We start from the raw sequence: 25,444 nt of genomic DNA, 5'->3' as shown, positions 1-25,444 counted from the left end.
AATGTCAGACCGTTTGGTACAACTAGCCGATAACCTTGAGAAAGTTCTCGGTAAGCGCATTCATTCCGTTGAGATTGCTTTGGGTGAAGTTACCGTGGTGGTGAATGCGGATACTTATTTTGAATCAGCCATGTTATTGCGCGACGATCCATCACTTGCCTTTGAGCAATTGATTGATCTATGCGGTGTCGATTACCAAGATTTTCGTGATGGTGCATGGGCTGGTCAGCGCTTTGGTGTTGTAAGTCACTTATTGTCCTTAGAGCACAACTGGCGTTTGCGTGTACGCGTCTTTGCGCCTGACGATAGTTATCCATTGGTTGCTTCTATTACCCCGGTTTGGAATTCTGCTAACTGGTTTGAGCGTGAGGCATTTGATCTGTATGGCATCTTGTTTGAAGGTCATGATGATTTGCGTCGCATTTTGACTGACTACGGCTTTATTGGTCATCCATTTAGAAAAGATTTCCCAATCAGCGGTAATGTTGAAATGCGTTATGACCCAGAGTTGAAGCGCGTTGTCTATCAGCCAGTCACGATTGAGGCTCGAGAAATTATCCCACGCATTATTCGTGAAGAGCAGTATGGAGGTCCGGTTTAAGACATGGCACAAATTAAGAACTACACACTCAATTTTGGCCCTCAGCATCCTGCGGCGCATGGTGTATTGCGTTTAGTGCTAGAGCTGGATGGCGAAGTCATTCAGCGTGCCGACCCGCATATAGGTCTATTGCATCGCGCGACAGAAAAATTAGCTGAAACACGCACCTGGATTCAAAACGTTCCATACATGGATCGCTTGGATTACGTTTCCATGATGTCCAATGAGCATGCTTATGTTTTAGCGATTGAAAAGTTATTACAGGTTGATGTTCCATTGCGTGCTCAATACATCCGTGTGATGTATGACGAATTAACTCGTCTATTGAATCACTTACTCTGGATTGGTTGCCATGGGCTTGACGTTGGCGCTATGGCGGTATTCCTGTACGCCTTCCGTGATCGTGAAGATATTTTTGATATGTATGAAGCGGTATCTGGCGCGCGCATGCATGCTGCCTACTACCGCCCAGGTGGAGTGTATCGCGACTTGCCAGATCAAATGGCTCAGTACACCAAAAACAAAATCCGTAGCGCGTCCGCCATCAAGCGCCTGAATGAAAACCGCAGTGGCACATTGTTGGATTTCATTGAGCAATTTGCTAATGGCTTCGATGCACATGTGGATGAGTACTGCAACTTGTTGACGGATAATCGTATCTGGAAACAACGTTTGGTCAATATCGGTATCGTGACTCCTGAGCGCGCATTGCAGCTCGGCTTTACTGGACCAATGCTGCGCGGTTCTGGTATTGAGTGGGATTTGCGTAAGAAGCAGCCATATGAGGTCTATGACCGACTCAACTTTGATATTCCGGTGGGTGTCAATGGCGATTCTTATGATCGCTACTTAGTGCGTATGGAAGAAATGCGCCAATCCAATCGCATCATCAAACAATGTGTGGCTTGGTTGAAAGCAAACCCAGGTCCTGTGATGACTGATAACCATAAGGTTTCTCCACCGAAGCGCGTGGATATGAAAACCAATATGGAAGAATTGATTCACCATTTCAAACTCTTTACCGAGGGAATTCACGTTCCCGATGGTGAGGCTTACTCGGCAGTTGAGCATCCAAAAGGTGAGTTTGGTATTTACTTGATTTCTGATGGCGTCAATAAGCCATATCGCATCAAGAGTCGCGCTCCAGGCTTTGTGCATTTATCTGCAATGGATGAAATGTCACGTGGCCATATGTTGGCTGATGCGGTAACGATTATCGGTACCCAAGATATTGTGTTTGGGGAGATTGACCGCTAATGAAGCGTGCCAAGGATTATTTTTAATGACTACAACTCTTCAACTATCCGATAAAACATTAGCTGATATTCATCGCAATATTGCTAAGTACCCGCCAGCACACAAGCAATCTGCAGTGATCGCTTGCTTAATTGCAGCCCAAACAGAGGTGGGTTGGGTTTCTCCAGAAGTCATCGAAACTGTTGCGCAGATTTTAGAAATGCCAAGTATTGCAGTTGATGAAGTGGCCACTTTCTATAACATGTACAACACCAAGCCAATTGGTCAATATAAATTGGTTATTTGTACTAATTTGCCTTGCCAGTTAACTCATGGCGAAACTGCCGCGACTTATTTAAAAGAGACTCTTGGTATTGGCTACAACGAAACCACTCCCTGTGGAACTTTCACCTTGAAAGAGGGTGAGTGCATGGGCGTATGTGGTGATTCACCTGTCATGCTGGTGAATGATAAGCGTATGTGTAGTTTTATGCGCAAAGAAAAGATTGATGCGTTGTTAAGTGAATTACGTGCAGAAGGGAAGGCAGTATGACCAGCTTGCACGGTCGTCACATCAAGCCTTTGATTCTTGCTGGATTAAATGGCGATAACTGGCGTTTAAAAGATTACGAGAGTCGCGGTGGTTATCAGCAACTTCGTCGTTTATTAAATGATAAGGTTGCCCCGGATGCCATCATTGCCGAATTAAAAGCTTCCTCACTCCGTGGTCGTGGTGGCGCGGGCTTCCCGACAGGTTTGAAGTGGAGTTTTATGCCACGTCAATTCCCTGGTCAAAAATATTTAGTTTGCAATAGCGACGAAGGTGAGCCAGGTACATTTAAAGACCGCGACATCATGCGTTACAACCCACATGCTTTGATCGAGGGCATGATTATTGGTGCATACACCATGGGTATTGGCACTGGCTACAACTATATTCACGGTGAAATCTTTGAAGTGTATTCACGCTTTGAAGAGGCTTTGGAAGAGGCTCGTGCCGCTGGTTATTTTGGCGACAAGATTTTAGGAAGTGATTTCTTCTTTCAATTGCATGCTGCTCCAGGTTGGGGTGCTTATATTTGCGGTGAAGAAACCGCGTTGTTGGAGTCCTTGGAAGGTAAGAAAGGTCAACCACGCTTCAAACCACCATTCCCAGCAAGCTTTGGTTTGTACGGCAAGCCAACAACCATTAACAATACTGAGACATTTGCTGCTGTGCCATTCATCTTGGCAATTGGTGGACAAGCTTATCTAGAGCTCGGCAAGCCAAACAATGGTGGTACAAAGATTTTCTCTGTATCGGGTGACGTAGTGCATCCAGGTAACTATGAGATTCCATTGGGCACTCCATTTCCAGAGCTATTAAAGCTTGCTGGTGGTATGCGTGATGGCAAAGCTTTAAAGGCAGTTATTCCTGGTGGATCTTCTTCTCCTGTTGTGCCTGGCGCTCAAATTATGGAGCTCACCATGGATTACGACAGTATTGCTAAGGCTGGCTCAATGCTGGGTTCTGGCGCCGTGATTGTGATGAACGAAACACGTTGTATGGTGCGCGCTTTGGAGCGTTTATCTTATTTTTATTACGAAGAATCATGTGGTCAGTGCACCCCATGTCGTGAGGGTACTGGCTGGTTGTGGCGCATCGTTCACCGTATTGAACATGGTCAAGGGCGTCCTGAGGATTTGGATTTGCTCAACGATGTGGCTGCCAACATTCGGGGTCGTACGATTTGCGCTTTAGGCGATGCGGCAGCGATGCCTGTGCGCGGCATGTTGAAGCATTACATGGATGAATTTGCGTATCACGTAGAGCATAAGCGCTGCTTAGATTCTGCGAAACGTTTATAAAGATTTAGAGCGCGGGATATCTAAAAGTGAGCATGGTAGAAATCGAATTAGATGGCAAGGCAGTAGAAGTTCCGCAAGGTTCGATGGTGATGCACGCCGCGAACAAACTCGGCACCTACGTTCCGCACTTCTGCTATCACAAGAAATTATCTATCGCCGCTAATTGCCGTATGTGTCTAGTGGAAGTGGAGAAGGCTCCAAAGCCTTTGCCAGCTTGTGCAACTCCTGTCACCCAAGGCATGAAAGTTTTCACTCATTCAGCTAAAGCGGTTGAAGCTCAGCGCTCGGTGATGGAATTCTTGCTCATTAACCATCCATTAGATTGCCCGATTTGCGATCAAGGTGGTGAGTGCCAGTTACAAGATTTGGCGGTGGGTTACGGTAAATCTAATTCACGCTACGACGAAGAGAAGCGTGTTGTATTCCATAAGAATGTTGGCCCATTGATCTCCATGCAGGAGATGACTCGCTGCATTCACTGCACGCGTTGTGTTCGTTTTGGACAAGAAGTTGCCGGCGTTATGGAATTGGGTATGATTAACCGAGGTGAGCATTCAGAGATCACTACCTTTGTTGGTCAGACCATTGATTCAGAGCTGTCTGGAAACATGATTGATCTATGCCCGGTAGGCGCATTAACCAGCAAGCCTTTCCGTTACGCAGCTCGCACATGGGAGCTAGGCCGCAAGCGCTCAGTAAGCCCACACGATAGCTTGGGTGCAAACACTACCGTTCAAACTAAAGCTAATAAAGTGATGCGTGTAGTCGCTTTAGAAAATGAAGCAATCAATGAATGCTGGATTAGCGATCGTGATCGCTTTTCTTATGAAGGTTTAAATAGCGCTGACCGTGTGACAACGCCAATGGTTAAGCAGGGCGGCCAATGGTTAGAGACAGACTGGCAGTCCGCGTTGGATTATCTTGCTCACTCACTGAAGGCAATTGCATCCGAAAGTGGCGCAGAATCTATTGGTGCCTTAGCGCATCCAATCTCCAGCACAGAAGAATTGCATCTCTTGCAAAAAATGGTTCGTGGATTGGGTTCAAATCAAGTAGAAACCCGTTTACGTCAAACTGATGTGAAGAGTTCTGCAGTTGCACCATGGCTCGGTATGCCGATCGCCAAAATTAACGAATTAGATCATGTATTGATCATTGGTAGCTTCTTGCGTAAAGACCAACCAGTGTTGGCTGCGCGCATTCGCACTGCTAGTAAACGCGGTTTACAAGTTATGCGTCTAGATGCTGGTGGTGATGATTGGTTAATCTCTAGTAGCGGTATTGCTGCGACACCAAGCGCTTGGTTGAATGCATTAAGCGAAGTGGCTCTGGCTGTTGCTAAAGCAAAATCAGTGAGCGTGCCTGCTGGCGTAGTTAATTTGGCGATTTCTCCTGCCGCTCAAAAAATTGCTGACAGCTTAATCTCTGGAGAATCAACTTCTATACTCTTTGGTTCTGCTGCTGCTGCACACCCACAAGCATCTGATCTGCATGTGCTTGCTCAATTTATTGCGGAGCAGGCTGGCGCTACCCTAGGCTTCTTGCCTGTTGGCGGAAATGCTGTGGGCGCCTCTTTGGTCAATGCAAACGGTGCTGGTGTTGATTCAGTTTTATCTGGTGAGCGCCGTGCAGTGATCTTGATGAATATCGAGCCTGATTTAGATCTTCCTAATCCAACAGCAGCACGCGCTGCTTTGGCTAAGGCAAATACCGTGATCGCCTTGAGTGCCTATAAGAGTGCGGATTTGCTAGAAGTTGCTGACGTCATTCTGCCAATTTCAACATTCTCTGAAACGGTTTCTACTTTTGTAAATCTTGAAGGTAAAGCGCAAACGGTTCAGCCTTCAGTGAAGCCATTAGGTGATTCGCGTCCAGCATGGAAAGTCATTCGCGTACTCGGTGGTCTTTTGGGTCTTGATGGTTTCTTATTTAATCTTCCTGAAGAAGTCTTGGGAGAGGCGTTACCGGAAAACTATTGCACTCGCCTGAGCAATAAGGCTTCTGCTACTGCTGTTGCTAATGGAAGTGCGGCTCCAGTGAATGGTCTTGAGCGCTTGGCTGACATCAACATTTATGCTGGCGATCAAATTGTTCGTCGTTCATCGGCGCTGCAACTTACTCGTGATGCGAAGCGTGGCAATCAAGCCGGCTTGAATCAAAAAACATTTACCGAATTGGGCTTAAAGGAAGGTGATGCGGTACGCGTTACCCAAGGTAGTCAGTCGGTAGATATGCCAGCAACTTTAGAAGTAAATCTGGCGCCAGGTGTCGTCAGAATATCTGCTGGCACTATGGCTAGTTCGAAATTGGGCTCCATGTTTGGCCTTGTAACCGTTAGTAAGGCATAAGGTCAGAGATGGATAATTTCGTGAACCTCATTACCACTCAAGGCGAAGTCATCTTTGGTTCATTATGGCCATTGGTATGGGCGTTAATACGTATCGTGATCATCGTATTGCCAATGTTCGGCTGTGTCGCTTACCTAACTCTTTGGGAAAGAAAACTCATTGGCTGGATGCATATTCGTCTTGGACCTAACCGTGTTGGCCCTTTCGGTTTATTGCAGCCAATTGCGGATGCTTTGAAACTCTTGATGAAAGAGATCATTGCTCCTGCGCAAGCTAGCAAAGTTCTCTATTTCATAGCGCCAATTATGGTGATTATGTCTGCGTTTGCGGCATGGGCAGTGATTCCATTCCAAGCAAATATGGTATTGGCCGATGTCAATGCGGGCCTTCTATACATCATGGCAATTTCATCCATTGGTGTGTACGGCGTGATTTTGGCAGGCTGGTCTTCTAATTCTAAATACCCATTCTTGGGCGCAATGCGTGCTTCAGAACAGATGATTTCTTATGAGATCGCCATGGGTTTTGCTTTAGTCACCGTCTTGCTGACTTCGGGCTCTTTAAATCTAAGTGCAATTGTGGCATCGCAGGACCAGGGCTACTTTGCTGGAATGGGACTTAATTTCTTGTCCTGGAATTGGCTTCCATTGTTGCCAATGTTCTTGATCTACTTTATTTCTGGTCTAGCCGAAACCAACCGTCATCCATTTGACGTGGTTGAGGGCGAATCTGAAATTGTGGCTGGACACATGGTTGAGTACTCGGGGATGTCTTTTGCGATGTTCTTCTTGGCTGAGTACGCCAACATGATTTTGATTGCTTCTGTTGCCTCAATCATGTTCTTGGGCGGTTGGTTGCCTATTGTTGATTTGCCAATTCTGCGAGATATTCCAGGATTCTTCTGGTTGTTCGGTAAAACCTTCTTCTTGTTATCTTGCGTTATCTGGCTGCGTGCCACATTGCCGCGTTATCGCTATGACCAAATCATGCGTTTGGGCTGGAAGATATTTATTCCCATCTCTGTATTTTGGGTGGTTGTTATCGGCGCGTGGGTTGTTTCCCCATGGAATATTTGGAAATAAGTTGATCAATCATGTTTAAGAAACTTTCCCAATTCCTCGATAGTTTGATGTTGAAAGACATCTTGACTGGCATATTCATTACCGGTCGTTATCTTTTCAAGCCAAAGATTACTGTTCAGTATCCAGATGAAAAGACTCCATTGTCCAATCGCTTCCGTGGTTTGCATGCGCTGCGTCGTTATGAGAATGGCGAAGAGCGTTGTATTGGTTGCAAACTCTGTGAGGCTGTATGTCCAGCATATGCCATCACTATTGAAACTGCTGAACGTGATGATGGTACGCGTCGAACTAGTCGTTATGACATTGATTTAACCAAATGTATTTTCTGTGGTTTCTGTGAAGAAGCGTGCCCAGTTGATGCGATTGTTGAAACTAATATTTTTGAATATTTTGGCGACAAGCGTGGCGATTTGTACTTCACAAAAGCAATGCTTCTTGCTGTCGGCGATAGATATGAAAAAGATATTGCTGCTAACCGTGCAATTGATGCACCTTACCGTTAATCGAATCGAGCTGAACTGAATATGACATTCGATCCATCCACTTTATTTGCTGTTTTCTTCTACGGCTTTGCGGGCTTGTTGGTTATTGCTGCGTTACGCGTGATTACAGATCGTAACCCAGTCCATGCCGCTTTATTTCTGGTGCTGGCCTTCTTCTGCGCATCTGGTCTTTGGATGCTGCTAAAGGCCGAGTTCTTGAGCTTGGCCCTCATGTTGGTTTACGTTGGTGCGGTGATGGTCTTGTTCCTGTTTGTGGTGATGATGCTGGATTTGGATCTAGAGCACTTACGTCGTGATTTCAAAAAGTTTTTACCAGTCGCCTTCTTCATGGGTGCGGTAATCGTGCTCGAGTTATCGATTGTGATCATTCGTAGCTTTATCGGTACTAATGCTCCAGTGAAGCCAATGCCGGAAGAAATCATGGCAAACAATACCCAGGCCTTAGGCATGTTGATTTTTGTCGACTATGTATATGCGTTTGAAGTTGCTGGTGTGATCTTGTTGGTTGCAATTATTGCCGCTGTTGCTTTGACATTGCGTAACCGCAAAGACTCTAAATCTCAAAATATCCATGAGCAGGTCAATGTGGTTGCCGCAGATCGTATGCGCATTGTGAAGATGGGTTCGGATATGGCTGCCAAGCAAGATGTAAGAGGGGAGAAAAAATGAATATCACTCTCGCTCACTATTTAGTGCTTAGCGCGATTTTATTTGCGACTAGCGTGATTGGAATTTTCTTAAATCGTAAGAATGTGATTGTGTTGCTAATGGCAATTGAACTCATGCTGCTTGCGGTCAATATGAACTTTGTAGCCTTCTCTCATTATTTGGGGGATATGGCTGGTCAAGTATTCGTATTCTTTATTTTGACTGTGGCAGCTGCTGAAGCGGCTATCGGCTTGGCAATATTGGTTGTGCTCTTCCGTAAGGTAGACACCATTAATGCCGAAGATCTTGACCACCTAAAAGGCTAGTCATGCAATTGACCTTAAATATTCCTGTACTTTGTGCCATTCCTCTGGCGCCTTTGGTAGGCTCCATCATCGCTGGCTTCTTCGGCACTAAATTAGGTGGCAATCGCATTGGTCATGGCGCAAGTCAATTTGTGACTATCCTAGGTGTGACAATTGCGTTTGTTTTGTCCTGCAATGTTTTAGTGCAAGTAATGGATGGTTTCTATTTCAATGGAACCGTTTACCGCTGGATGCAGTTGGGTGAGCTTAATTTGGATATCGGCTTCCTGATAGATCCTCTAACCGCCACGATGATGTGCGTTGTGACCTTTGTTTCGCTCATGGTTCACATCTATACCATTGGTTATATGCATGGTGAAGAGGGCTACAACCGCTTCTTCTCTTACATCTCTTTATTTACTTTCGCCATGTTGATGCTGGTTATGAGTAACAACCTATTGCAGCTCTTCTTCGGTTGGGAAGCAGTGGGTGTTGTTTCATACTTACTGATTGGTTTCTACTTTGAGCGCCAGTCTGCTGTATTTGCCAATATGAAAGCGTTCTTGGTCAACCGCGTAGGTGACTTTGGTTTCATTCTCGGTATCGGTATCTTGCTGGCCAGCACTGGCTCCATGCAATATGACGTGATTTTTTCTCAGAACTCCGTATTGGCTGCGCAAACATTGCCAGGAACAAACTGGAATCTGATGACGGTTGCCTGCATCTGCTTATTCATTGGCGCGATGGGTAAATCTGCTCAATTCCCATTGCATGTTTGGTTGCCTGACTCAATGGAAGGCCCGACTCCAATTTCCGCCTTGATTCATGCTGCAACGATGGTTACTTCGGGCATCTTTATGGTGTCTCGTATGTCACCATTATTTGAGCTTTCAGATGCCACATTGAGCTTCATCTTGGTTATTGGTTCCATCACTGCGCTCTTTATGGGCTTCCTAGGCATTGTCCAAAATGACATTAAGCGGGTGGTTGCTTATTCGACTTTGTCACAACTGGGTTACATGACTGTTGCTCTGGGTGTATCCGCATATCCTGTTGCTATCTTCCACTTGATGACTCATGCTTTCTTTAAAGCGCTGTTGTTCCTTGCCTCTGGTAGCGTTATTCTTAGTATGCATCACGAGCAAGATATGCGCAAGATGGGTGGTCTCTGGAAATACATGCCTATCACTTGTTTGATGATGTTGTTGGGTAATCTCTCTCTCGTCGGCACGCCATTTTTCTCTGGCTTCTACTCCAAAGATTCTATTATTGAGGCGATAGCTGCCAGCCATATTCCGGGTTCTGTATTTGCTTACTTTGCAGTAATGGCGAGTGTATTCGTGACTGCTTTGTATTCATTCCGCCTGTATTTCTATGTGTTCCACGGTAAGGCCCGCTGGGGTCATGATGATGCGCGTGCGCATGACCATCATCACGAACATGCAGAGCAGGGCGATGATCATGCACACCATCGTTTAGCGCCAGGCCAAAAACCGCATGAATCACCATTTGTTGTGACATTGCCTTTGATCCTGCTTGCAATCCCATCGGTAATCATTGGCTTCTACACGATCTCTCCATTGTTGTTCGGTACTTACTTTGGAGACTCCATCTTTATTGATTTGGCTCGCCATCCAGTAATGCAAGAATTGGAAGATGAATGCCACGGCCCAGTTGCGATGGCGATGCATGCATTCACATCACCTGTATTGCTCTTGGTAGTGTTAGGTGTATTGACTGCTGCGATTGGTTACTTATGGGCTCCAAAGTTGCCTGGAAAAGTTGCTCAGGCATTTGCGCCTATTAAGAAATTATTTGATAACAAATACTATCTCGACGAAATCAATCAAGCTGTTTTTGCTAAAGGTCTCATTTGGATCGGCAGCTTCTTATGGCATCGCGGTGATCAAAAGGTCATCGATGGTTTCTTTGTTAACGGCAGTGCGCATACAGTAGGGCGTTTTGCTGGAGTAATTCGCCATTTGCAATCCGGCTATCTCTACCACTATGCATTCGCAATGATTGTGGGTCTTGCGGTGTTGTTAGCTTGGGTTTTGTATGCTTACCTGCCTTTTGTTCGCTAGGCCTTTGTTACTTAAGTAGTCACTATGATTCTTTCTTACGCCATTTGGACACCGATTGTCTGTGGACTTTTTATTTTGTTTTATGGGTCGGACAAGACAACTGCTGGAGTGCGCTGGTTAGCGCTTATCGGTGCTGTGCTCGGCTTTGTTGCAACATTGCCGCTAGCACTTAATTTCGATATCGCGAACCCTGGAATGCAGTTCGTGGAAAAAATTAGCTGGATTCCGCGCTATGACATTAATTACTACTTAGGTATTGATGGTATCTCCGTTTGGTTCATCGTACTGACGGCTTTCATCAACATTATTGTGGTCATCGCCGCTTGGGAGGTGGTTGAAACCAAGGTATCGCAATACATGGCTTCATTCATGATCCTATCTGGATTCATGATTGGTATGTTTTGTGCGCTTGATGCCTTATTGTTTTATGTTTTCTTTGAGGCAACTCTGATTCCGATGTACATCATTATTGGTGTATGGGGCGGTCGTAACCGTATTTATGCCGCATTCAAGTTCTTCCTGTACACCTTGCTTGGCTCATTGCTGACTTTGATCGCCATGCTTTATCTGTACAACGTTACGAATACTTTTGAGATCTTGACTTGGCAAAATGCCCGTTTGGATATTGTTGAGCAGATCATGTTGTTTGCCGCATTCTTCATGGCATTTGCCGTGAAAGTGCCAATGTGGCCTCTGCACACTTGGTTGCCAGACGTGCACGTTGAAGCACCAACTGGTGGTTCAGTGGTGTTGGCTGCAATTATGTTGAAGTTAGGTGCTTATGGCTTCCTTCGCTTCTCATTACCTATCGCTCCTGATGCAAGCCAGTATCTAGGCCCTTTTGTGATCTTCCTGTCCTTGGTGGCTGTGATCTATGTTGGTGCTGTTGCTCTAGTCCAAAAGGATATGAAAAAGCTGGTTGCATATTCGTCAGTGGCGCATATGGGTTTTGTAACGCTAGGATTCTTCCTCTTTAGCCCATTGGGTATTGAGGGCGGCATTGTTCAGATGATTTCTCACGGCTTTGTGGCTGGCGCTATGTTCCTTTCCATCGGTGTACTCTACGACCGTATGCATACACGTCAGATCGCCGATTACGGCGGCGTAGTACATCGCATGCCTGCATTTACCGCATTCGCAGTGTTGATGGCGATGGCTAATTGCGGCCTACCTGCAACCTCTGGCTTTGTGGGTGAGTTCATGGTGATATTGGCTGCCGTTGATTATGATTTTGTGATTGGAATCTTGGCAGCTACCGCATTAATTTTGGGTGCCGCCTATTCCCTATGGATGGTCAAGCGGGTATTTTTCGGTGCTATTAATAATGCTCATGTTGAAGATCTTAAAGACCTGAATTGTCGTGAGTATTTCTTGATGGCGGTTCTATCGATCTGCGTCATCGGTATGGGTGTATATCCAAAGCCTTTCACCGACATCATTCATCCAGCCGTGATTAATCTGCTGCAGCATGTTGCTGTAAGCAAACTCTGAGTAAGCGCAAATGCAAGCATTTGATCTATACGCCATCCTGCCGGAACTTGTTTTACTCGTTGCAACCTGTTTGCTATTGGTTGCTAGCGTTTATGTTCGTGAGAAAGTTGTATCAATACCCGGTGTAGAGCAAGATATTTTCCACACGCCGCGTGGCGCGGGATTTGTTTATTTCTTCTCGATCATTCTCTTGGTTTATCTCATTTTTGCGTTCATCGGCCGCATGGGTGATCCAGCGCTGGTGGCAATGAATGGATTATTTCAGTCCGACCCATTTTCAAACTTGCTCAAGGCCTGTTCTTGTGTTGCCGTTTTAGTAAGCCTGATTTATTCTAAGCAGTACTTGATGGATAGGGCGCTATTCCGTCCTGACTTTATTGTTTTGGCTTTGCTTGCTCTGCTCGGTCAATTTGTATTGATCTCTGGCGACAATCTCTTGACCCTGTATCTCGGTTTAGAACTCATGGCTTTGCCGACTTACGCATTAGTTGCCATGCGTCACAGTAGCGAAAAGAGTGTTGAGGCCGGTATTAAGTATTTCATCTTAGGGGCATTGGCCTCTGGTTTCTTGCTCTACGGCATGTCTATGCTCTATGGTGTTACAGGCTCGTTGGATCTCATCGAGATCTTCAAGGTTGTTGCTGATCCACGTGTGAATCACCTGGTAATGGCTTGTGGTTTGGTGTTCGTTGTTGCTGGTCTTGCATTTAAGTTGGGCGTAGTGCCATTTCATATGTGGGTTCCCGATGTTTATCAAGGCGCCCCAACAGCTGTAACGCTTATGATTGCTGCAGCCCCTCAGTTAGCTGCCTTTGCCTTGCTATTCCGCCTGTTGGTCAACACCTTATTGCCATTGCTAGGTGATTGGCAGCCAATGTTGGTTTTATTGGCGGTTTTATCGTTAGTTGTTGGAAACGTGACTGCGATTGCGCAGACCAATGTAAAGCGGATGCTGGCCTATTCAGCTATTGCGCAAAAGGGCTTCGTGCTATTGGGTATGCTTTCGGTGTTTGATGATCATGCATTTAGTGCAGCCATGTTCTATGCGATTACTTACGTTTTAACTACGCTCGGTACTTTCGGTCTGTTAATGGCGTTGTCACGCAAAGGGTATGACTGTGAAACCTTAGATGGCTTAAAAGGTTTGAATAAGAAGCACCCGTGGTTTGCCTTTATTGGACTTGTCATGATGTTCTCTTTAGCGGGCATTCCGCCAACAGTAGGTTTTGCGGCGAAATTGGGTGTTTTAGAGGCTCTGGTGGATGCAGAACACACATTCTTGGCGGTGATTGCCGTGATTACTTCACTCATCGGCGCCTTCTACTACTTAAGAGTCGTTAAGGTGATGTACTTTGATGAGCCTCAACATGACATCACCGTTTCTGGGTCTGGTTTTGCTAAAGGTATTTTGAGCCTAAATTGCATCTTAGTTTTGGTTATTGGTGTTGTTCCCGCAGGCTTGATGAGTCTGTGTTTGGACGAGATGCGCCGCACCTTGCTAGGTTCCTGATTGATAATCTTAATTCAATAAAGGCTCCGCAAGGGGCCTTTATTATTTCTGAGCTATCAGACTGACATTTTGTTTTTGTAAGATGATTTGATTACCCCTTCACAATTCATTTTTAATTCCCGATATGACTGAAAAAACATTTGAAGATTTGCCGCATGGTGACTCCCATTTACGTGAAGAGCGTATTTCAGGTGAGGATATTTACGGAGGAATCTTTTTGCAAATGAAACGAGACAAAGTTTCCTTGCCTGACGGCGTAGAGGCTGTGCGTGAATATCGTACCTATCTAGGTGCCGTCGCTATTGTGGCCATCTTAGATGATGGCAGGGTGCTTTTAGAGCGTCAATATCGCTACCCGATTGCAAAAGCCTGCCTAGAAATCCCCGCAGGAAAACTTGAGGTAGGCGAAGACCATCTTTTGTGCGCGAAGCGTGAGCTTGAAGAAGAAACGGGGTATACCGCAAAAAAATGGAGTTACATCCGCCGTATTCATCCGGTAAGTTCTTATTCAACAGAGTTTATTGATACTTATTTAGCTGCAGGGCTGATGCCCGGCAAAAGCCATCTGGATGAAGAAGAGTTTTTGGATGTCTTTGCCGCGCCATTAGATCAATTGATAGGTTGCGAGGATGGGGAGATTACGGACGTGAAGACGACCATATCGGCCTATTGGTTGGATCGTTACCGTATGGGCCTGGTCCAGCCAATTCGAATCGAATAGGGCATTCTTAAACCCGATTAAAATAAGGGTATTGAATTTAATATTTTTTGCCCTTATATACGTTGTATGAAAGTCTATAACTTAGCTTGCCCACTCGACCATCGATTTGAGGGATGGTTTTCCTCGGAAGAGGATTGTCTTGCGCAGCAGGCTAAGGGTATTCTTGCGTGCCCAGTGTGTGATAGCACTGAAATTGTTCGCATGCCATCTGCCCCGCATATTGGAAAAGCCTCCCCCACAGATTTGATTGCTCCAAAATCCAACACTGAAACTGAGGAAATTAGCAGTGGTGTTGTTGCTCTTACTGGTAGCGATCATTCTCAGCTTGAGGCGCAAGTTCAGGCTGCTTTCTTAAAAGGGATGCGTGAATTGATGGGGCGCTCGGAGGATGTGGGCGATTCTTTTGCTGATGAGGCCAGAAAGATTCATTATAAAGAATCCCCTGAAAGAAGTATTCGTGGTCAGACAACGTTTGATGAGGCAGAGGCTTTGAGAGAAGAGGGTATTGATGTTTTATCAATGCCGATGATTCCTGCTTTAAAAAATACGCTGCAATAGCAAAGACATTCCCTAAAATTAAAAAAGCGATCCGAAAATCGCTTTTTTGTTATTACTTCTAAGGGTTACTTAGAAGTAGGCATCACAAACTCAGCACCATTGGCAATACTCTCTGGCCAGCGTTGCATCACGCTCTTTTGCTTGGTGTAGAAACGAACACCTTCTTTGCCGTATGCATGCATATTGCCAAAGATAGATTTCTTCCAGCCGCCAAAACCATGCAAAGCCATTGGAACTGGAATAGGTACGTTAATGCCAACCATGCCAACTTGCACGCGACGCGCAAATTCACAGGCAATATTGCCATCGCTAGTAAAGCACGCTACACCATTACCAAACTCGCAAGAGTTGACCAAATGCAGCGCATCTGTAAAGTTCGCGACACGCAGGCAGGATAAAACTGGCCAAAAAATTTCTTCTAAATAAATCTTCATATCCGGCGTTACATTGTTAAAGAGTGTGCCGCCAATGAAGAAGCCATTTTCGTTGCCAGGAACTTTGAGTCCACGACCATCAACTAGAACCGTAGCGCCAGAGGCTACGCCACTGTCAATGTAGCCGGTAATACGTTCAAGGGCTGCTTTGGTAACGATAAGGCCCATCTCCGCATCAAGCTCCATGCCATTCTTCACCTTCAGCGTTTTAGTGCGCTCAATGAGTTTAGGCATAATTTTCTCGGCAACATCACCAACCAATACCGCTACGGAGATTGCCATGCAGCGCTCACCAGCAGAGCCATATGCGGCACCAACCAAGGCGTCACTTGCTTTATCGATATCTGCATCAGGCATGATCACCATGTGATTCTTAGCGCCGCCCAAAACTTGTGAGCGCTTGCCAAAGTGGGCGCAGCGTTCGTAAATGTAATTCGCGATCGGCGTAGAGCCTACAAAGCTGACCGCTTTGATGTCTGGGTCTTCAATTAAGGCATCAACAGCCTCTTTATCGCCTTGAACCACATTGAATACGCCCTCAGGAAGACCTGCTTCTTTAAGCAGTCTAGCCATAAACAAGGAAGCTGAAGGATCTGTTGGGCTCAGCTTCAGAATGCATGTGTTGCCACAAGCGATAGCCATAGGGAACATCCACATCGGAACCATTACTAGGAAGTTAAATGGGGTGATGCCAGCGACTACACCTAATGGTTGTTGCATGACCCAATTATCGATATCGGTAGAGACTTGTGCTGTGTAGTCGCCTTTGAGTAATTCTGGAATGCCTGTGGCAAATTCCACAATTTCAATTCCGCGGGTAACTTCGCCTTGAGCATCGGTAAATACTTTGCCGTGCTCAGCTGTAATGATGGCTGCCAATTCATCGCGATTGGCGTTTAAGAGCTCTAAATACTTAAATAGAATTCGTGAACGACGCAGGGGGCTTGTTTGGCTCCATGTTTCAAATGCTTTTTGCGCGACAGCGACTGCCGCGTATACCTCCTTGCGGCTAGCTAAGGCAACACGGCGAGCAACAGCCCCCTTGGCTGGGTTGTACACGTCCCCAAAACGTCCGTCTTTTTTTAACTACATTGCCGCAAACAAAGTGGCCAATATCTTCTTTTGATTCAAAGGCTCGAGGTGCGTTTATAGTCTCTTGTAGTGGGTATTTGTAAAGTTTTTAATAAAAAGTCGCCCAACCGTATGGTCTGCACGACTTGGCTGTCTCGTTTATTCTGCTTTTTAAGTATTCTATCGTTTTACGGCAATTTTCGTATATTTGATCAATTTTTTAGGCTTTTTAAGGCATTCCATGAGTCTTTTGTTTTCCAGTTACACGCTTAACTCACCCCGTTGCCCATTGGCTTTGGCTAATCGAATTGTGATCGCCCCAATTGCCAATATTCGGCCAATAATCGCGAGGCGACAGACTGGCACCTCATGCACTGGGGTAATTTGCTAAATAGTGGGGCTGCCTTATTCATTGTCGAAGCTACGGGCGTTAGTCCAGAAGCCCGAATTACGCCAGCTTGCTTATGGTTATGGGATGACCGTACGGAAGCAGCCTTAAAAGATAAGTTGAGCCGTGCGCGTGCTTTGGCTCCAGCAATGCCTGTATTTATCCAGCTAGCCCATGCTGGTCGCAAAGCATCTAGCGGCTCACGGCTATTTATTGCATCAATTTTTATCACCGATCGCCAACAAACGCACTGATGAATATGGCGGTACATTTGAAAATCGAATTCGTTTTCCGTTGTAGTTATTCGCCGCAGTAAGCGCGGCTTATGCAGGCGTGCTTGGTATCCGAATTTCAGCTAGCGATTGGATTTAGGGCGGTTGGACACCGTCTGAAACTGCAGATTTCGCTAAATGCCTGAAGACCATGGGCTGTGATTTTGTGCATATCTCTTCGTGCGGGATTGCGCCACCACAGAAAATTGCTATTGGCCCGAACTATCAAGTGCCATTTGCAAAAATTGTGAAAGAGGAATCGGGTTTGCCAACGATGACGGTGGGTTTAATTACCGAGCCCGAGCAAGCGGAAGCAATTTTGCAGGCGGGCGCCGCGGATTTAATCACATTGGCAAGAGCCTTCTTATATAAGCCACGTTGGGCCTGGGAAGCTGCTGCATCCTTGCAAGGCACGGTAACCGCGAATGCACGTTACTGGCGTTGCTTGCCACGGGAGGCGCAGGCGGTATTCGGCAATGTGCAAGTTGGGCAAAGGTAATTTATAAAAACATCCAGTTGGAGTTAACAATTAAAAATCGTTTAGTAATCCCCAGTGCCTTTGCGATATTGGGCTTAGGCATTTCAAGTTTAGTAGTGGCGCAATCATTTCCGGATCGCTCAATTACCTTGGTTGTGCCAAATCCTCCGGGTGGTCTTGTAGATACCTCCGCCAGATTATTGAGCGAACCCTTGACGCGAGTGATTGGTCAGCCGGTAATTGTCGATAACAAGCCGGGGGCCAGCGGTAACACGGCTTATCAATATGTTGCCAAGGCTAAACCGGATGGCTATACCTTGCTGATTTCCTATTCGGGGTATCACGTTGACAACCCCGCTTTATTTAAAAAATTATCGCGGGATCCAATAAAAGATTTTTCTCCAGTTGCTTTGCTGACAGTTTCAACTAACGTTATTGCGGTGCATCCATCTGTGCCCGTGAATAATCTAAAGGAATTCATTGCGTATGCCAAAGCAAATCCCGGTAAATTAAATTACGCATCCCAAGGCAATGGTTCTGTATCTCACATTGGTACGGAGATCTTTAAACAAATCACCGGAATAGAGATGGTTCATGTTCCATATATAAGGGATCTGGACCAGCGATTCAGGATGTATTGGCAGGCCAGGTTCAAGTATTTATCAGTACCCCACCATCAGTAATGCAGCACGTGCAAAGTGGCAAGCTTAAGGGCTTAACTGTAACAGGAAAAAATCGTCATCCAGGAATGCCTAATCTCCCAACTACCGCCGAAGCTGGTTTGCCATCATTTCAACTGGAGTCATGGGTTGCTTTATATGCGCCTGCAGGCACTCCCGCGCCCGTGATTGCAAAACTAACTAACGCTGTAAAGCAAAGTTTGGCATTGCCAGAAATTAAAGAGCGCTCCGATGCTGCAGGTGTAGAACTGCGCTATCTGAACCCAACGCAAACGGATGCATGGGTGAAAAAAGAACTGCCATTTTGGGCAAAAGCAATTAAAGCCTCAAACATCACTCTCGACTGATTGGCGAGTTAGGCCTGATCTCACAATGCGGGATCGGGTAACGCCAATACAAATACTCTAGCCGCACTGAGTAAGAGGTGATCTTTTCCAGGCCAAGCTATGAGTTGTATACCTACGGGCAAGCAATTAGGTCGCTAGTCATATTGATATTGATGCATGGCAAACCTAGTAGCGTCCACGGCAAAAAAATAGGATCTCCTGTGCCATCCTTGGTGCTAGGCGCCTCTCCAACGGCACTTGGGGCAATGCCTATATCAATTTCATCGGTGAATAAATCGCTGATAGAGGCTTTCGCTTTACTCGCGAACCCCAAGTCGTTGGCGTATTGCTCATAGCTAATTGCAGCCCCATCGGATAGTTGTTTGGTGAGCTGTTGACTTAATTTCTTCGGGTACTGTATTCGTTCAAACGCTAAGCTACGCTATATTGCAGAGAGCATGACGCGAGTCTGTACTTGAGTAATGTCGTCACACGCTTTGGGTAATGTAAGATTTCCAACCACTCCTTTGGATAGGGATTCCGCAGCATGACGCGCTATAGCTAAAGCACTTGCTGTTTCTTTTTGTGCGCTAGACCAGTCCGTTGTTTTGCAAATGGCAATGCGAAGCTTGTTGTGCAAGAGTTCAATTTTCGCTAGGCGGTGATCTCCACTCATAGCGGCAACCCCCAAGCCTACATTTTCAATGGTTCTGCCAAAGCAGCCCATGGTATCCAGAGAGATCGCAAGGCTTTTAATGCCGGCAATACTAATTTTGCCTGGGCTGGGCTTGAACCCTACCACCCCGCAAAACGAGGCAGGTCGAATGATTGAGCCGACTGTTTGACTGCCGGTGGCTAGTGACACCATAAAGTCCGCAACGGCTGCGGCTGACCCACTGGAAGACCCTCCGGGGGTATGCTTGGAATGATGTGGATTGGTGGTGTGGCCACTCTTGAAAGATGCAAATTCAGTGGTGACTGTTTTTCCTAAGATAATTCCACCAGCTTGACGCATTAGGGCTACCGAAACCGCATCCGCACTCGGGTAATGGTTGGCGTAAATAGGCGATCCGTAGGAGGTTGGTAAATCATAGGTGTCGTAAAGATTCTTAACCCCTATAGGAAGCCCATGAAAACTCCCCTGAAAAGCCCCTTTATCAAGCTGTTTGGCTCTTGAGAGGGCGTTAAGCTAGTCCAAGCTCTGACAAGACTCTCTTGCTGTCCTATGCGGTCTAGGCAAGAACGCAGTAGATCAGTTGCCTTAATTTCTCTTCTGGAAAGGGCTTTTATAGCTTGGGTAGCACTCAGGCTTTCAAGATCTTTCATTGAATCATTCTACTGATGGCGGCGTATGATCGCAATTTAAGGTTTTTGTACAAGAAATTCGATAGAAATTGAGTTCAATGAAGCAACATACGGTACGTGAGGCATGGCTTGAGGATGCGGTTAGACATTTAGAGCCGGTATTTCCAAAGGCGGGCTACGCAATTCCTCCTTTAAGGGTTTCTTGCGGCTTTCCAGCCTGCAGTAGTCCTAGAACGACTCTTGGCCAATCGTAAGCCTGGCGATATTGACTTCTTCGTTGTGCGTGAAAATACAGAAGACGAATATTCGAGTGTTGGCGGAAAAATGTTCCCCGATACAGACCGCGAGATTGTGATTCAAGAGTCTGTATTTACCAGACAGGGCGTTGATCGAATTTTGTAGTACGCATTTGACTTAGCGCAAAGTCGCCCTAAAAAGCACCTTACATCTACCACTAAATCGAATGGTATCGCCATCACAATGCCAGCTTGGGATGAACGTGTTGAGGCGATGTCCAAGAAATTTGCGGATGTGAGCGCTGATAAATATCACATTGATATTTTGGCGGCCCATTTTGTGATGAATCCTGATCGTTTCGATGTGGTTGTCGCAAGTAATTTGTTCGGCGATATTCTTTCCGATTTAGGGCCTGCTTGTACGGGCACGATCGCAGTCGCACCATCTGGAAGCATTAATCCCGAAGGGAAATTCCCATCCCTATTTGAGCCTGTCCATGGATCTGCTCATGATATTTACGGAACAATGATTGCCAATCCGATCGGTTAGATTTGGAGTGGGGCGATGATGTTAGATCACCTAGGTTATCCAGAAGCTGGTAAAGCGATATTCTCAGCGATTGAGAAAGTATTAGCCTCTGGCCCGGGAAATTCGCCACTAACACCTGATCTAGGTGGTACCGCTAAGACTGACGATTTAGGTAAGGCGATTGCAGCCGCAATCTAAGTTTTTTAGCTAGCTACACCCAAAGGACTCCAAACGGAGTCCTTTTTGCTTGCTTTTGCAATCTCCGCCAAGACCTTTTCATGACTACTCAAGTCGTCGTTTGAGGCTACCAAGACTTTTAAGTTTGTGGGTAAAGCTTTGGTGTGGCCAGTGGGGTCAGCGCCTACGGTGTAGTCAATTAAATCGATTGAGAGATCTTCTTGACCCCTCGTCATTGCTACATAGACTTCCGCTAGTAATTGCGCATCCAATAAAGCGCCGTGCAAAGTTCGATGTTTATTGCTAATCGAAAAACGTTCGCATAAGGCGTCTAATGAATTTCGCTTGCCAGGAAACATTTGGCGAGCATCAAGCAGGGTATCCGTCACTTTAGAGGCTAAGTTACGGAAGGGAGGGCGCTTCAATAAAGCGAACTCGTTATCTAAGAATCCCAAGTCGAAGGCTGCATTGTGAATCACGATTTCAGCACCATCAACAAACTCAATTAATTGCTCAACAATATTCGCAAAGATGGGTTTATCCGACAAGAACTCTCTTGATAAACCGTGAACAGCAAATGCACCAGCATCAATGTCGCGCTCTGGATTGATGTAGTAATGAAAAGTTCTATCTGTTAAGCGGCGGCCAACCATCTCAACGCAGCCAATTTCAATAATACGGTCACCAGTGGCTGGATTTAAACCGGTTGTTTCAGTATCGAGGATAACTTGACGCATTAGGTGCCTTTCAATATAGCGGACGGAATTTCCATTGGCCCATTACCCGCATACTTAGATTCCTATTGGTTGACGTAATTCAGCGCCAGCACCCAAACCAAACGCAATAGGAATGGCGCCCCCCATAAGTTCCGCAAAGGTTGTCATCATGATCGGGCGGCAACGCAAAATACAGGCTTCGCGAATCGCTTTTTCTGGCGACATGCCTTGATTGCGTTGTGCATCTAATGCACAGTCGATCATCAGAATCGCATTCTTCTTCACGATACCAATCAGAAGTAGGATGCCAATAGAGGCGATGATGGTGAATTCAAAGCCAAAGATACGCAAGGCCAGGATTGCGCCGATGGCTGCTGAAGGCAAGCCCGCCAGAATCGTGAGTGGATGGATGTAGCTTTCATACAAAACACCAAGCAGAATATAAATCACACCCAAGGCTGAAAATATCAGAATGAGCTGACCCGATTGGTTGCTTTTAAAGACTGCCGCATCACCGCCATAACTGGTAATGATGGATGGTGGCAGGTCAATCGCTTTAGTAAATGACTCGATTTGTTTTGTCGCATTTCCCAAGAAAACATCGGGTGCTAAAGTGAAGGAGAGGGTAACCGCAGGAATCTGACCTTTGTGGTTAACAGCGGTCGGTCCAACAGTGCCCTTAAAAGTGGCTAAGCTGGACAGCGGGATGAGTTTGTCGGTGGCGCGACCTCTTACGAAAATTTTATTGAGATCGGTTTCGTATTGACGGTCCTCAACGGCAGCCTCGAGAATGACGTAATAAGTATTGACGGGTGTATAGATAGTGGAAACCTGCTGCTCACCAAATCCGTTGTAAAGGGCTGAGCGTATGTCTGCGATATTAACTCCAGCGCTAGCCGCTTTTTTCCGATCAATATCAATCTTGACATTAAGCCCCTTCATTTGGGAGTCACTTGTGACATCTCTAAACATGGGGTCTGCGCGCATTTTTTGCATGAGCTTATCAGCCCACTCGTTGACACCTTCAAAACCAACGCGCTGCAATGTGAACTGATAGCGACTCTTGCTGCTCTTGCCGCCAAGCTGTAAATGTTGCACGGGGCGTATGTAGACCTGAAGTCCTGGGATTTCTTTAAATTTATTGCGCAGGCCTTCCATAATATTGGCCATTTTTGCTCGATCACTTTTGGGTTTGAGGATGATAAATATTCGACCTGTATTGTAGCCTGAGCTGGCGCCACCACCAATTACTGAAATAGAGCTCTCCACATTAGGATCGTGATTGACCAATTCCGCTGCTTGATCTTGTAAGGCAAGCATCGCCCTACAAGAAATATCTTCGGCCGCTTCGGTGGTTGCCAGAATTTGACCGATGTCTTCTTCCGGGAAGAAGCCTTTGGGGCTATTGATAAACAGGACAACAGTAATAGCGAAAGTGGAAACAGCACCCCACAAAACCACTTTGCGATTTTTCAAGGCTAGATCAAGATAGTGAATATAGGTCTTAAGCATCCAATCAAACAGACGATCGAACTTTTTATTGATTGCATAGTCTTTGGCATGTTGTCCTGGCGTTGGCAAAAAGCGGCTACAAAGCATGGGCACTACGGTCAGTGAAACTACGGCTGATACAATGATGAATAGTGACACTACTACGGCAAACTCTCTAAATAGCAGCCCGATTGGACCGGCCATAAAAGAAGAGGGGAATAAATACCGCCACTAGAAAGATCGATATGGAGATGGTGGTGAACCCAACCTCTTTGCTACCCTTAAGTGAGGCCTTCAGTGGGTCTATGCCTTCTTCAACACATAGCGCATGATATTTTCAAGCACAACAATGGTATCATCGACCACCAGACCAACGGCGAGGGTAATACCAAGCAAGGAGCTATTGTCTAAGCTGTAACCTAAAAAAATACAGCAAGAAGAAGGCGCCAATCAGCGAGATGCGGAGGCTGATCGAGGAAATAATGGTTGCTGAGATATGTTTTAAGAATAAAAAGATCACCAAAATCACAAGTAAGACGGTAAGTGCTAGCGTGAGATTAACGTCATGAATCGCTTCGATAATTGAGAGGGATCGATCATTCAAAAGTTGTATCCTTATGGACTCAGGCATTTGCTTGTGTAGCTGAGGTAGCAACGCTTTAACGGCCTTCACAACCTCCACGGTGTTAGCGCCAGGCTGTCTTAAAATGGCAACCGCAATCGAGCGTTCGCCATTAGAGCTCGCAAGGGTTTTCACATCCTCATAGCTTTCGATTACATCGGCTACATCTTTTAAGTAAATCGGCAAACCATTTTTTTTTTTTGGCTCACAATCAGGTTGGCAAATTCCTCAGGTCTAACTAACTGTGGATTTGCATAGATAGTGATTGCTTGACGTGGACCATCTAGAACGCCGACGGGGCTATTGGAGTTCGCCTTATTGATAGCTAGTGCAATGTCATCTACCGTTAAGTTTCGGTTTGCCAACGCGTCTGGATGCACTCATACGGGCACCGCATAACGTTTTGCTCCATAGACCAACACCTGAGCGACGCCGCTAATGGTCGATAGGTTTGGAGAGACCAGATTTTCTGCGTACTGATTGATATCGGATAGGCTAATCGATGGTGAGCTCATACGCACCACTAATACCGGTGTATCCGCGGGATTAATTTTTCGATAGGATGGTGGCACCGCCATTTCAATTGGAAGACGCTTTTGTGCCCGCAATAAAGCGGCTTGTACATCAACAGCTGCTTTATCGATATCTCTATCGTTATTGAATTCCAGAGTGATGCTGGTGCTGCCTAATGAATTCGTTGAGCTAATGACATTAATGCCATCAATGGTCGAGAACTCTTTTTCAAGGGGAAGTGCAACAGCCGAGGCCATATTTTCCGGAGAAGCGCCAGGCAGCGAAGCACTGACCGAAATAACCGGCGTATTAAAGCTTGGAAGGGCGGCTACCGGAATCTTGAGATAGGCAACTGATCCTGCAATGACTGTCGCTATCGAGAGCAACACCGTCATTACGGGTCGCCGAATACATAATTCGGAGAGCGTCATTTCTTATCCGTAGTTGGAGGATCGGCCGCAGCTGGTGCGGTAGACGCTGTGTTTTTAGCTTCGCGCACTTTGCTGCCTGGACGCAAGTTTTGCTTGCCTTCAACCACAACCCTGTCACCCGGTTCAATGCCAGTGACTACGGTGGATCCTTGGTATTCGTATACTACTTTGATAGGCTTGGATACCGCCTTACCATCTTTATCTATTACGTAAACCATTTTGCCGCGTGCATTGATTACTACGGCTTGAGACGGAATTGCCAAAGCATCTTTTAGGGTGTTAGCTACTAATGAGACACGGGCAAACTGGCCTGGCAATAAAGTCTTGTCATCATTTGGAATCTGCGCTTTCACACGAACAGCTGCAATTGAAGGGTCTACTTGGTTATCAATTACCAAGACTTTTCCTTCATACGTTTTTTCCCACTATCTCCAATCGTTACCTTGACCGTCATTGCCTCTCCATCTAGCTGATTTTCGAGCATGATGGGGATGTCTTTTTCGGGGATAACAAACTGAACATTGATGGGGGTCAATTGTGTAATGGTCACCATAGAGCCGACACTTGAAGTCGCGGTAGAGCTTGTAGCGGTGGAAACAATATTGCTAGCCTGCACAAGAGAGCCTGGAAATACATTCACAATTCCAGTGCGACTGTCAATTGGGGACTTGATGTAATCGAAAGAAAGTTGAACCTCAGCTGCTCGAGCTGCCGCTTGAGCAGATTTCGCGTTTGCAAAACTAGTCTCTAAACCCGCCTTGGAAATAAAGTTTTTGGCTACCAACTCCTGAGCGCGCTGATATTGCTTTTGCGCATCATCAGCAAGCGCTTTGAGTTTTT

The 25,444-nt window shown here is 46.0% G+C and carries 18 protein-coding genes and 6 pseudogenes; 18 read left to right on the top strand and 6 right to left on the bottom strand.

What is annotated here, in order from left to right; genetic code table 11:
* Nucleotide 1 precedes the first annotated feature (1 nt).
* From DXE35_RS04900 to DXE35_RS04835, 14 genes are all read left to right on the top strand, one after another.
* Entirely contained in the window at nt 2-601 is a 600-nt protein-coding gene (locus DXE35_RS04900; protein ID WP_114689757.1) for an NADH-quinone oxidoreductase subunit C, read from the top strand.
* Between the two features lie 3 nt (nt 602-604).
* Entirely contained in the window at nt 605-1,858 is a 1,254-nt protein-coding gene (locus tag DXE35_RS04895) for an NADH-quinone oxidoreductase subunit D (protein WP_114689756.1), read from the top strand.
* A gap of 25 nt (nt 1,859-1,883) precedes the next feature.
* Entirely contained in the window at nt 1,884-2,390 is a 507-nt protein-coding gene (nuoE, locus tag DXE35_RS04890; protein WP_114689755.1) for an NADH-quinone oxidoreductase subunit NuoE, read from the top strand.
* Complete coding sequence (nuoF, locus tag DXE35_RS04885) at nt 2,387-3,685, top strand: NADH-quinone oxidoreductase subunit NuoF (protein WP_114689754.1); 1,299 nt, start codon at nt 2,387-2,389, stop codon at nt 3,683-3,685. Before nuoE ends, nuoF begins: the two co-directional genes overlap by 4 nt.
* 32 nt (nt 3,686-3,717) lie before the next feature.
* The gene (gene nuoG / locus DXE35_RS04880; RefSeq protein ID WP_114689753.1) at nt 3,718-6,033 is read left to right on the top strand and encodes an NADH-quinone oxidoreductase subunit NuoG; all 2,316 of its coding nucleotides are present in this window, start codon (nt 3,718-3,720) and stop codon (nt 6,031-6,033) included.
* An 8-nt stretch (nt 6,034-6,041) separates the two neighbouring features.
* The gene (gene nuoH, locus DXE35_RS04875) at nt 6,042-7,115 is read left to right on the top strand and encodes an NADH-quinone oxidoreductase subunit NuoH (RefSeq protein WP_114689752.1); all 1,074 of its coding nucleotides are present in this window, start codon (nt 6,042-6,044) and stop codon (nt 7,113-7,115) included.
* An 11-nt stretch (nt 7,116-7,126) separates the two neighbouring features.
* Nucleotides 7,127-7,618 carry an NADH-quinone oxidoreductase subunit NuoI gene (gene nuoI / locus DXE35_RS04870; RefSeq protein WP_114689751.1) on the top strand — a complete coding sequence of 164 codons (492 nt, stop codon included), beginning with the start codon at nt 7,127-7,129 and terminating at the stop codon, nt 7,616-7,618.
* A 21-nt stretch (nt 7,619-7,639) separates the two neighbouring features.
* Nucleotides 7,640-8,287, top strand: coding sequence for an NADH-quinone oxidoreductase subunit J (locus DXE35_RS04865; protein ID WP_114689750.1), 648 nt, complete (start codon nt 7,640-7,642; stop codon nt 8,285-8,287).
* On the top strand, nt 8,284-8,592 hold the full coding sequence (gene nuoK, locus DXE35_RS04860; RefSeq protein ID WP_114689749.1) for an NADH-quinone oxidoreductase subunit NuoK: 309 nt from the start codon (nt 8,284-8,286) through the stop codon (nt 8,590-8,592). The genes DXE35_RS04865 and nuoK overlap by 4 nt, the downstream gene beginning before the upstream one ends.
* A gap of 2 nt (nt 8,593-8,594) precedes the next feature.
* Nucleotides 8,595-10,655, top strand: coding sequence for an NADH-quinone oxidoreductase subunit L (gene nuoL / locus DXE35_RS04855; RefSeq protein WP_114689748.1), 2,061 nt, complete (start codon nt 8,595-8,597; stop codon nt 10,653-10,655).
* Nucleotides 10,656-10,679: 24 nt separating this feature from the next.
* Nucleotides 10,680-12,146: an NADH-quinone oxidoreductase subunit M gene (locus DXE35_RS04850; RefSeq protein ID WP_114689747.1), complete on the top strand. Its 1,467-nt coding sequence runs from the start codon at nt 10,680-10,682 to the stop codon at nt 12,144-12,146.
* Between the two features lie 10 nt (nt 12,147-12,156).
* Nucleotides 12,157-13,656, top strand: a complete 1,500-nt coding sequence (gene nuoN / locus DXE35_RS04845; protein ID WP_114689746.1) for an NADH-quinone oxidoreductase subunit NuoN — start codon at nt 12,157-12,159, stop codon at nt 13,654-13,656.
* Between the two features lie 124 nt (nt 13,657-13,780).
* On the top strand, nt 13,781-14,377 hold the full coding sequence (locus DXE35_RS04840; RefSeq protein WP_114689745.1) for an NUDIX domain-containing protein: 597 nt from the start codon (nt 13,781-13,783) through the stop codon (nt 14,375-14,377).
* Nucleotides 14,378-14,443: 66 nt separating this feature from the next.
* Nucleotides 14,444-14,935, top strand: a complete 492-nt coding sequence (locus tag DXE35_RS04835; RefSeq protein ID WP_114689744.1) for a DUF1178 family protein — start codon at nt 14,444-14,446, stop codon at nt 14,933-14,935.
* 65 nt (nt 14,936-15,000) lie between these two features.
* On the opposite strand, the pseudogene DXE35_RS04830 reads toward DXE35_RS04835, so the two are convergent.
* Nucleotides 15,001-16,483 (bottom strand): annotated as a pseudogene (locus tag DXE35_RS04830) (CoA-acylating methylmalonate-semialdehyde dehydrogenase).
* A 198-nt stretch (nt 16,484-16,681) separates the two neighbouring features.
* Between DXE35_RS04830 and DXE35_RS04825 the strand changes: the two are divergent.
* Nucleotides 16,682-17,599 (top strand): annotated as a pseudogene (locus tag DXE35_RS04825) (oxidoreductase).
* A gap of 47 nt (nt 17,600-17,646) precedes the next feature.
* A pseudogene (locus tag DXE35_RS04820) lies at nt 17,647-18,605 on the top strand (Bug family tripartite tricarboxylate transporter substrate binding protein).
* A 421-nt stretch (nt 18,606-19,026) separates the two neighbouring features.
* Here DXE35_RS04820 and DXE35_RS04810 read toward each other — a convergent pair.
* Nucleotides 19,027-19,758, bottom strand: a pseudogene (locus DXE35_RS04810) (amidase family protein); the annotation flags it as partial.
* Nucleotides 19,759-19,987: 229 nt separating this feature from the next.
* Between DXE35_RS04810 and DXE35_RS04800 the strand changes: the two are divergent.
* Nucleotides 19,988-20,143: a hypothetical protein gene (locus DXE35_RS04800; protein ID WP_197713976.1), complete on the top strand. Its 156-nt coding sequence runs from the start codon at nt 19,988-19,990 to the stop codon at nt 20,141-20,143.
* Nucleotides 20,130-20,852: pseudogene (locus DXE35_RS04795) on the top strand (isocitrate/isopropylmalate family dehydrogenase); the annotation flags it as partial. The gene DXE35_RS04800 and the pseudogene DXE35_RS04795, both read left to right, overlap by 14 nt.
* 5 nt (nt 20,853-20,857) lie before the next feature.
* Here the strand turns inward: DXE35_RS04795 and dnaQ are convergent.
* From dnaQ to DXE35_RS09680, 4 genes and pseudogenes are all read right to left on the bottom strand, one after another.
* Nucleotides 20,858-21,568: a DNA polymerase III subunit epsilon gene (dnaQ, locus tag DXE35_RS04790; RefSeq protein WP_114689740.1), complete on the bottom strand. Its 711-nt coding sequence runs from the start codon at nt 21,566-21,568 to the stop codon at nt 20,858-20,860.
* Nucleotides 21,569-21,625: 57 nt separating this feature from the next.
* Nucleotides 21,626-24,604 (bottom strand): annotated as a pseudogene (locus tag DXE35_RS04785) (efflux RND transporter permease subunit); the annotation flags it as partial.
* On the bottom strand, nt 24,601-25,002 hold the full coding sequence (locus DXE35_RS09685; RefSeq protein WP_197713975.1) for an efflux RND transporter periplasmic adaptor subunit: 402 nt from the start codon (nt 25,000-25,002) through the stop codon (nt 24,601-24,603). The gene DXE35_RS09685 and the pseudogene DXE35_RS04785, both read right to left, overlap by 4 nt.
* Nucleotides 24,996-25,388, bottom strand: a complete 393-nt coding sequence (locus tag DXE35_RS09680; protein WP_197713974.1) for an efflux RND transporter periplasmic adaptor subunit — start codon at nt 25,386-25,388, stop codon at nt 24,996-24,998. The genes DXE35_RS09685 and DXE35_RS09680 overlap by 7 nt, the downstream gene beginning before the upstream one ends.
* Nucleotides 25,389-25,444: the final 56 nt, after the last annotated feature.

Origin of the sequence: Polynucleobacter necessarius (assembly GCF_900095215.1) — a bacterium.
In the GTDB taxonomy this organism is placed as follows: domain Bacteria; phylum Pseudomonadota; class Gammaproteobacteria; order Burkholderiales; family Burkholderiaceae; genus Polynucleobacter; species Polynucleobacter necessarius_H.
This window is presented reverse-complemented; position numbering and strand designations above follow the sequence as displayed.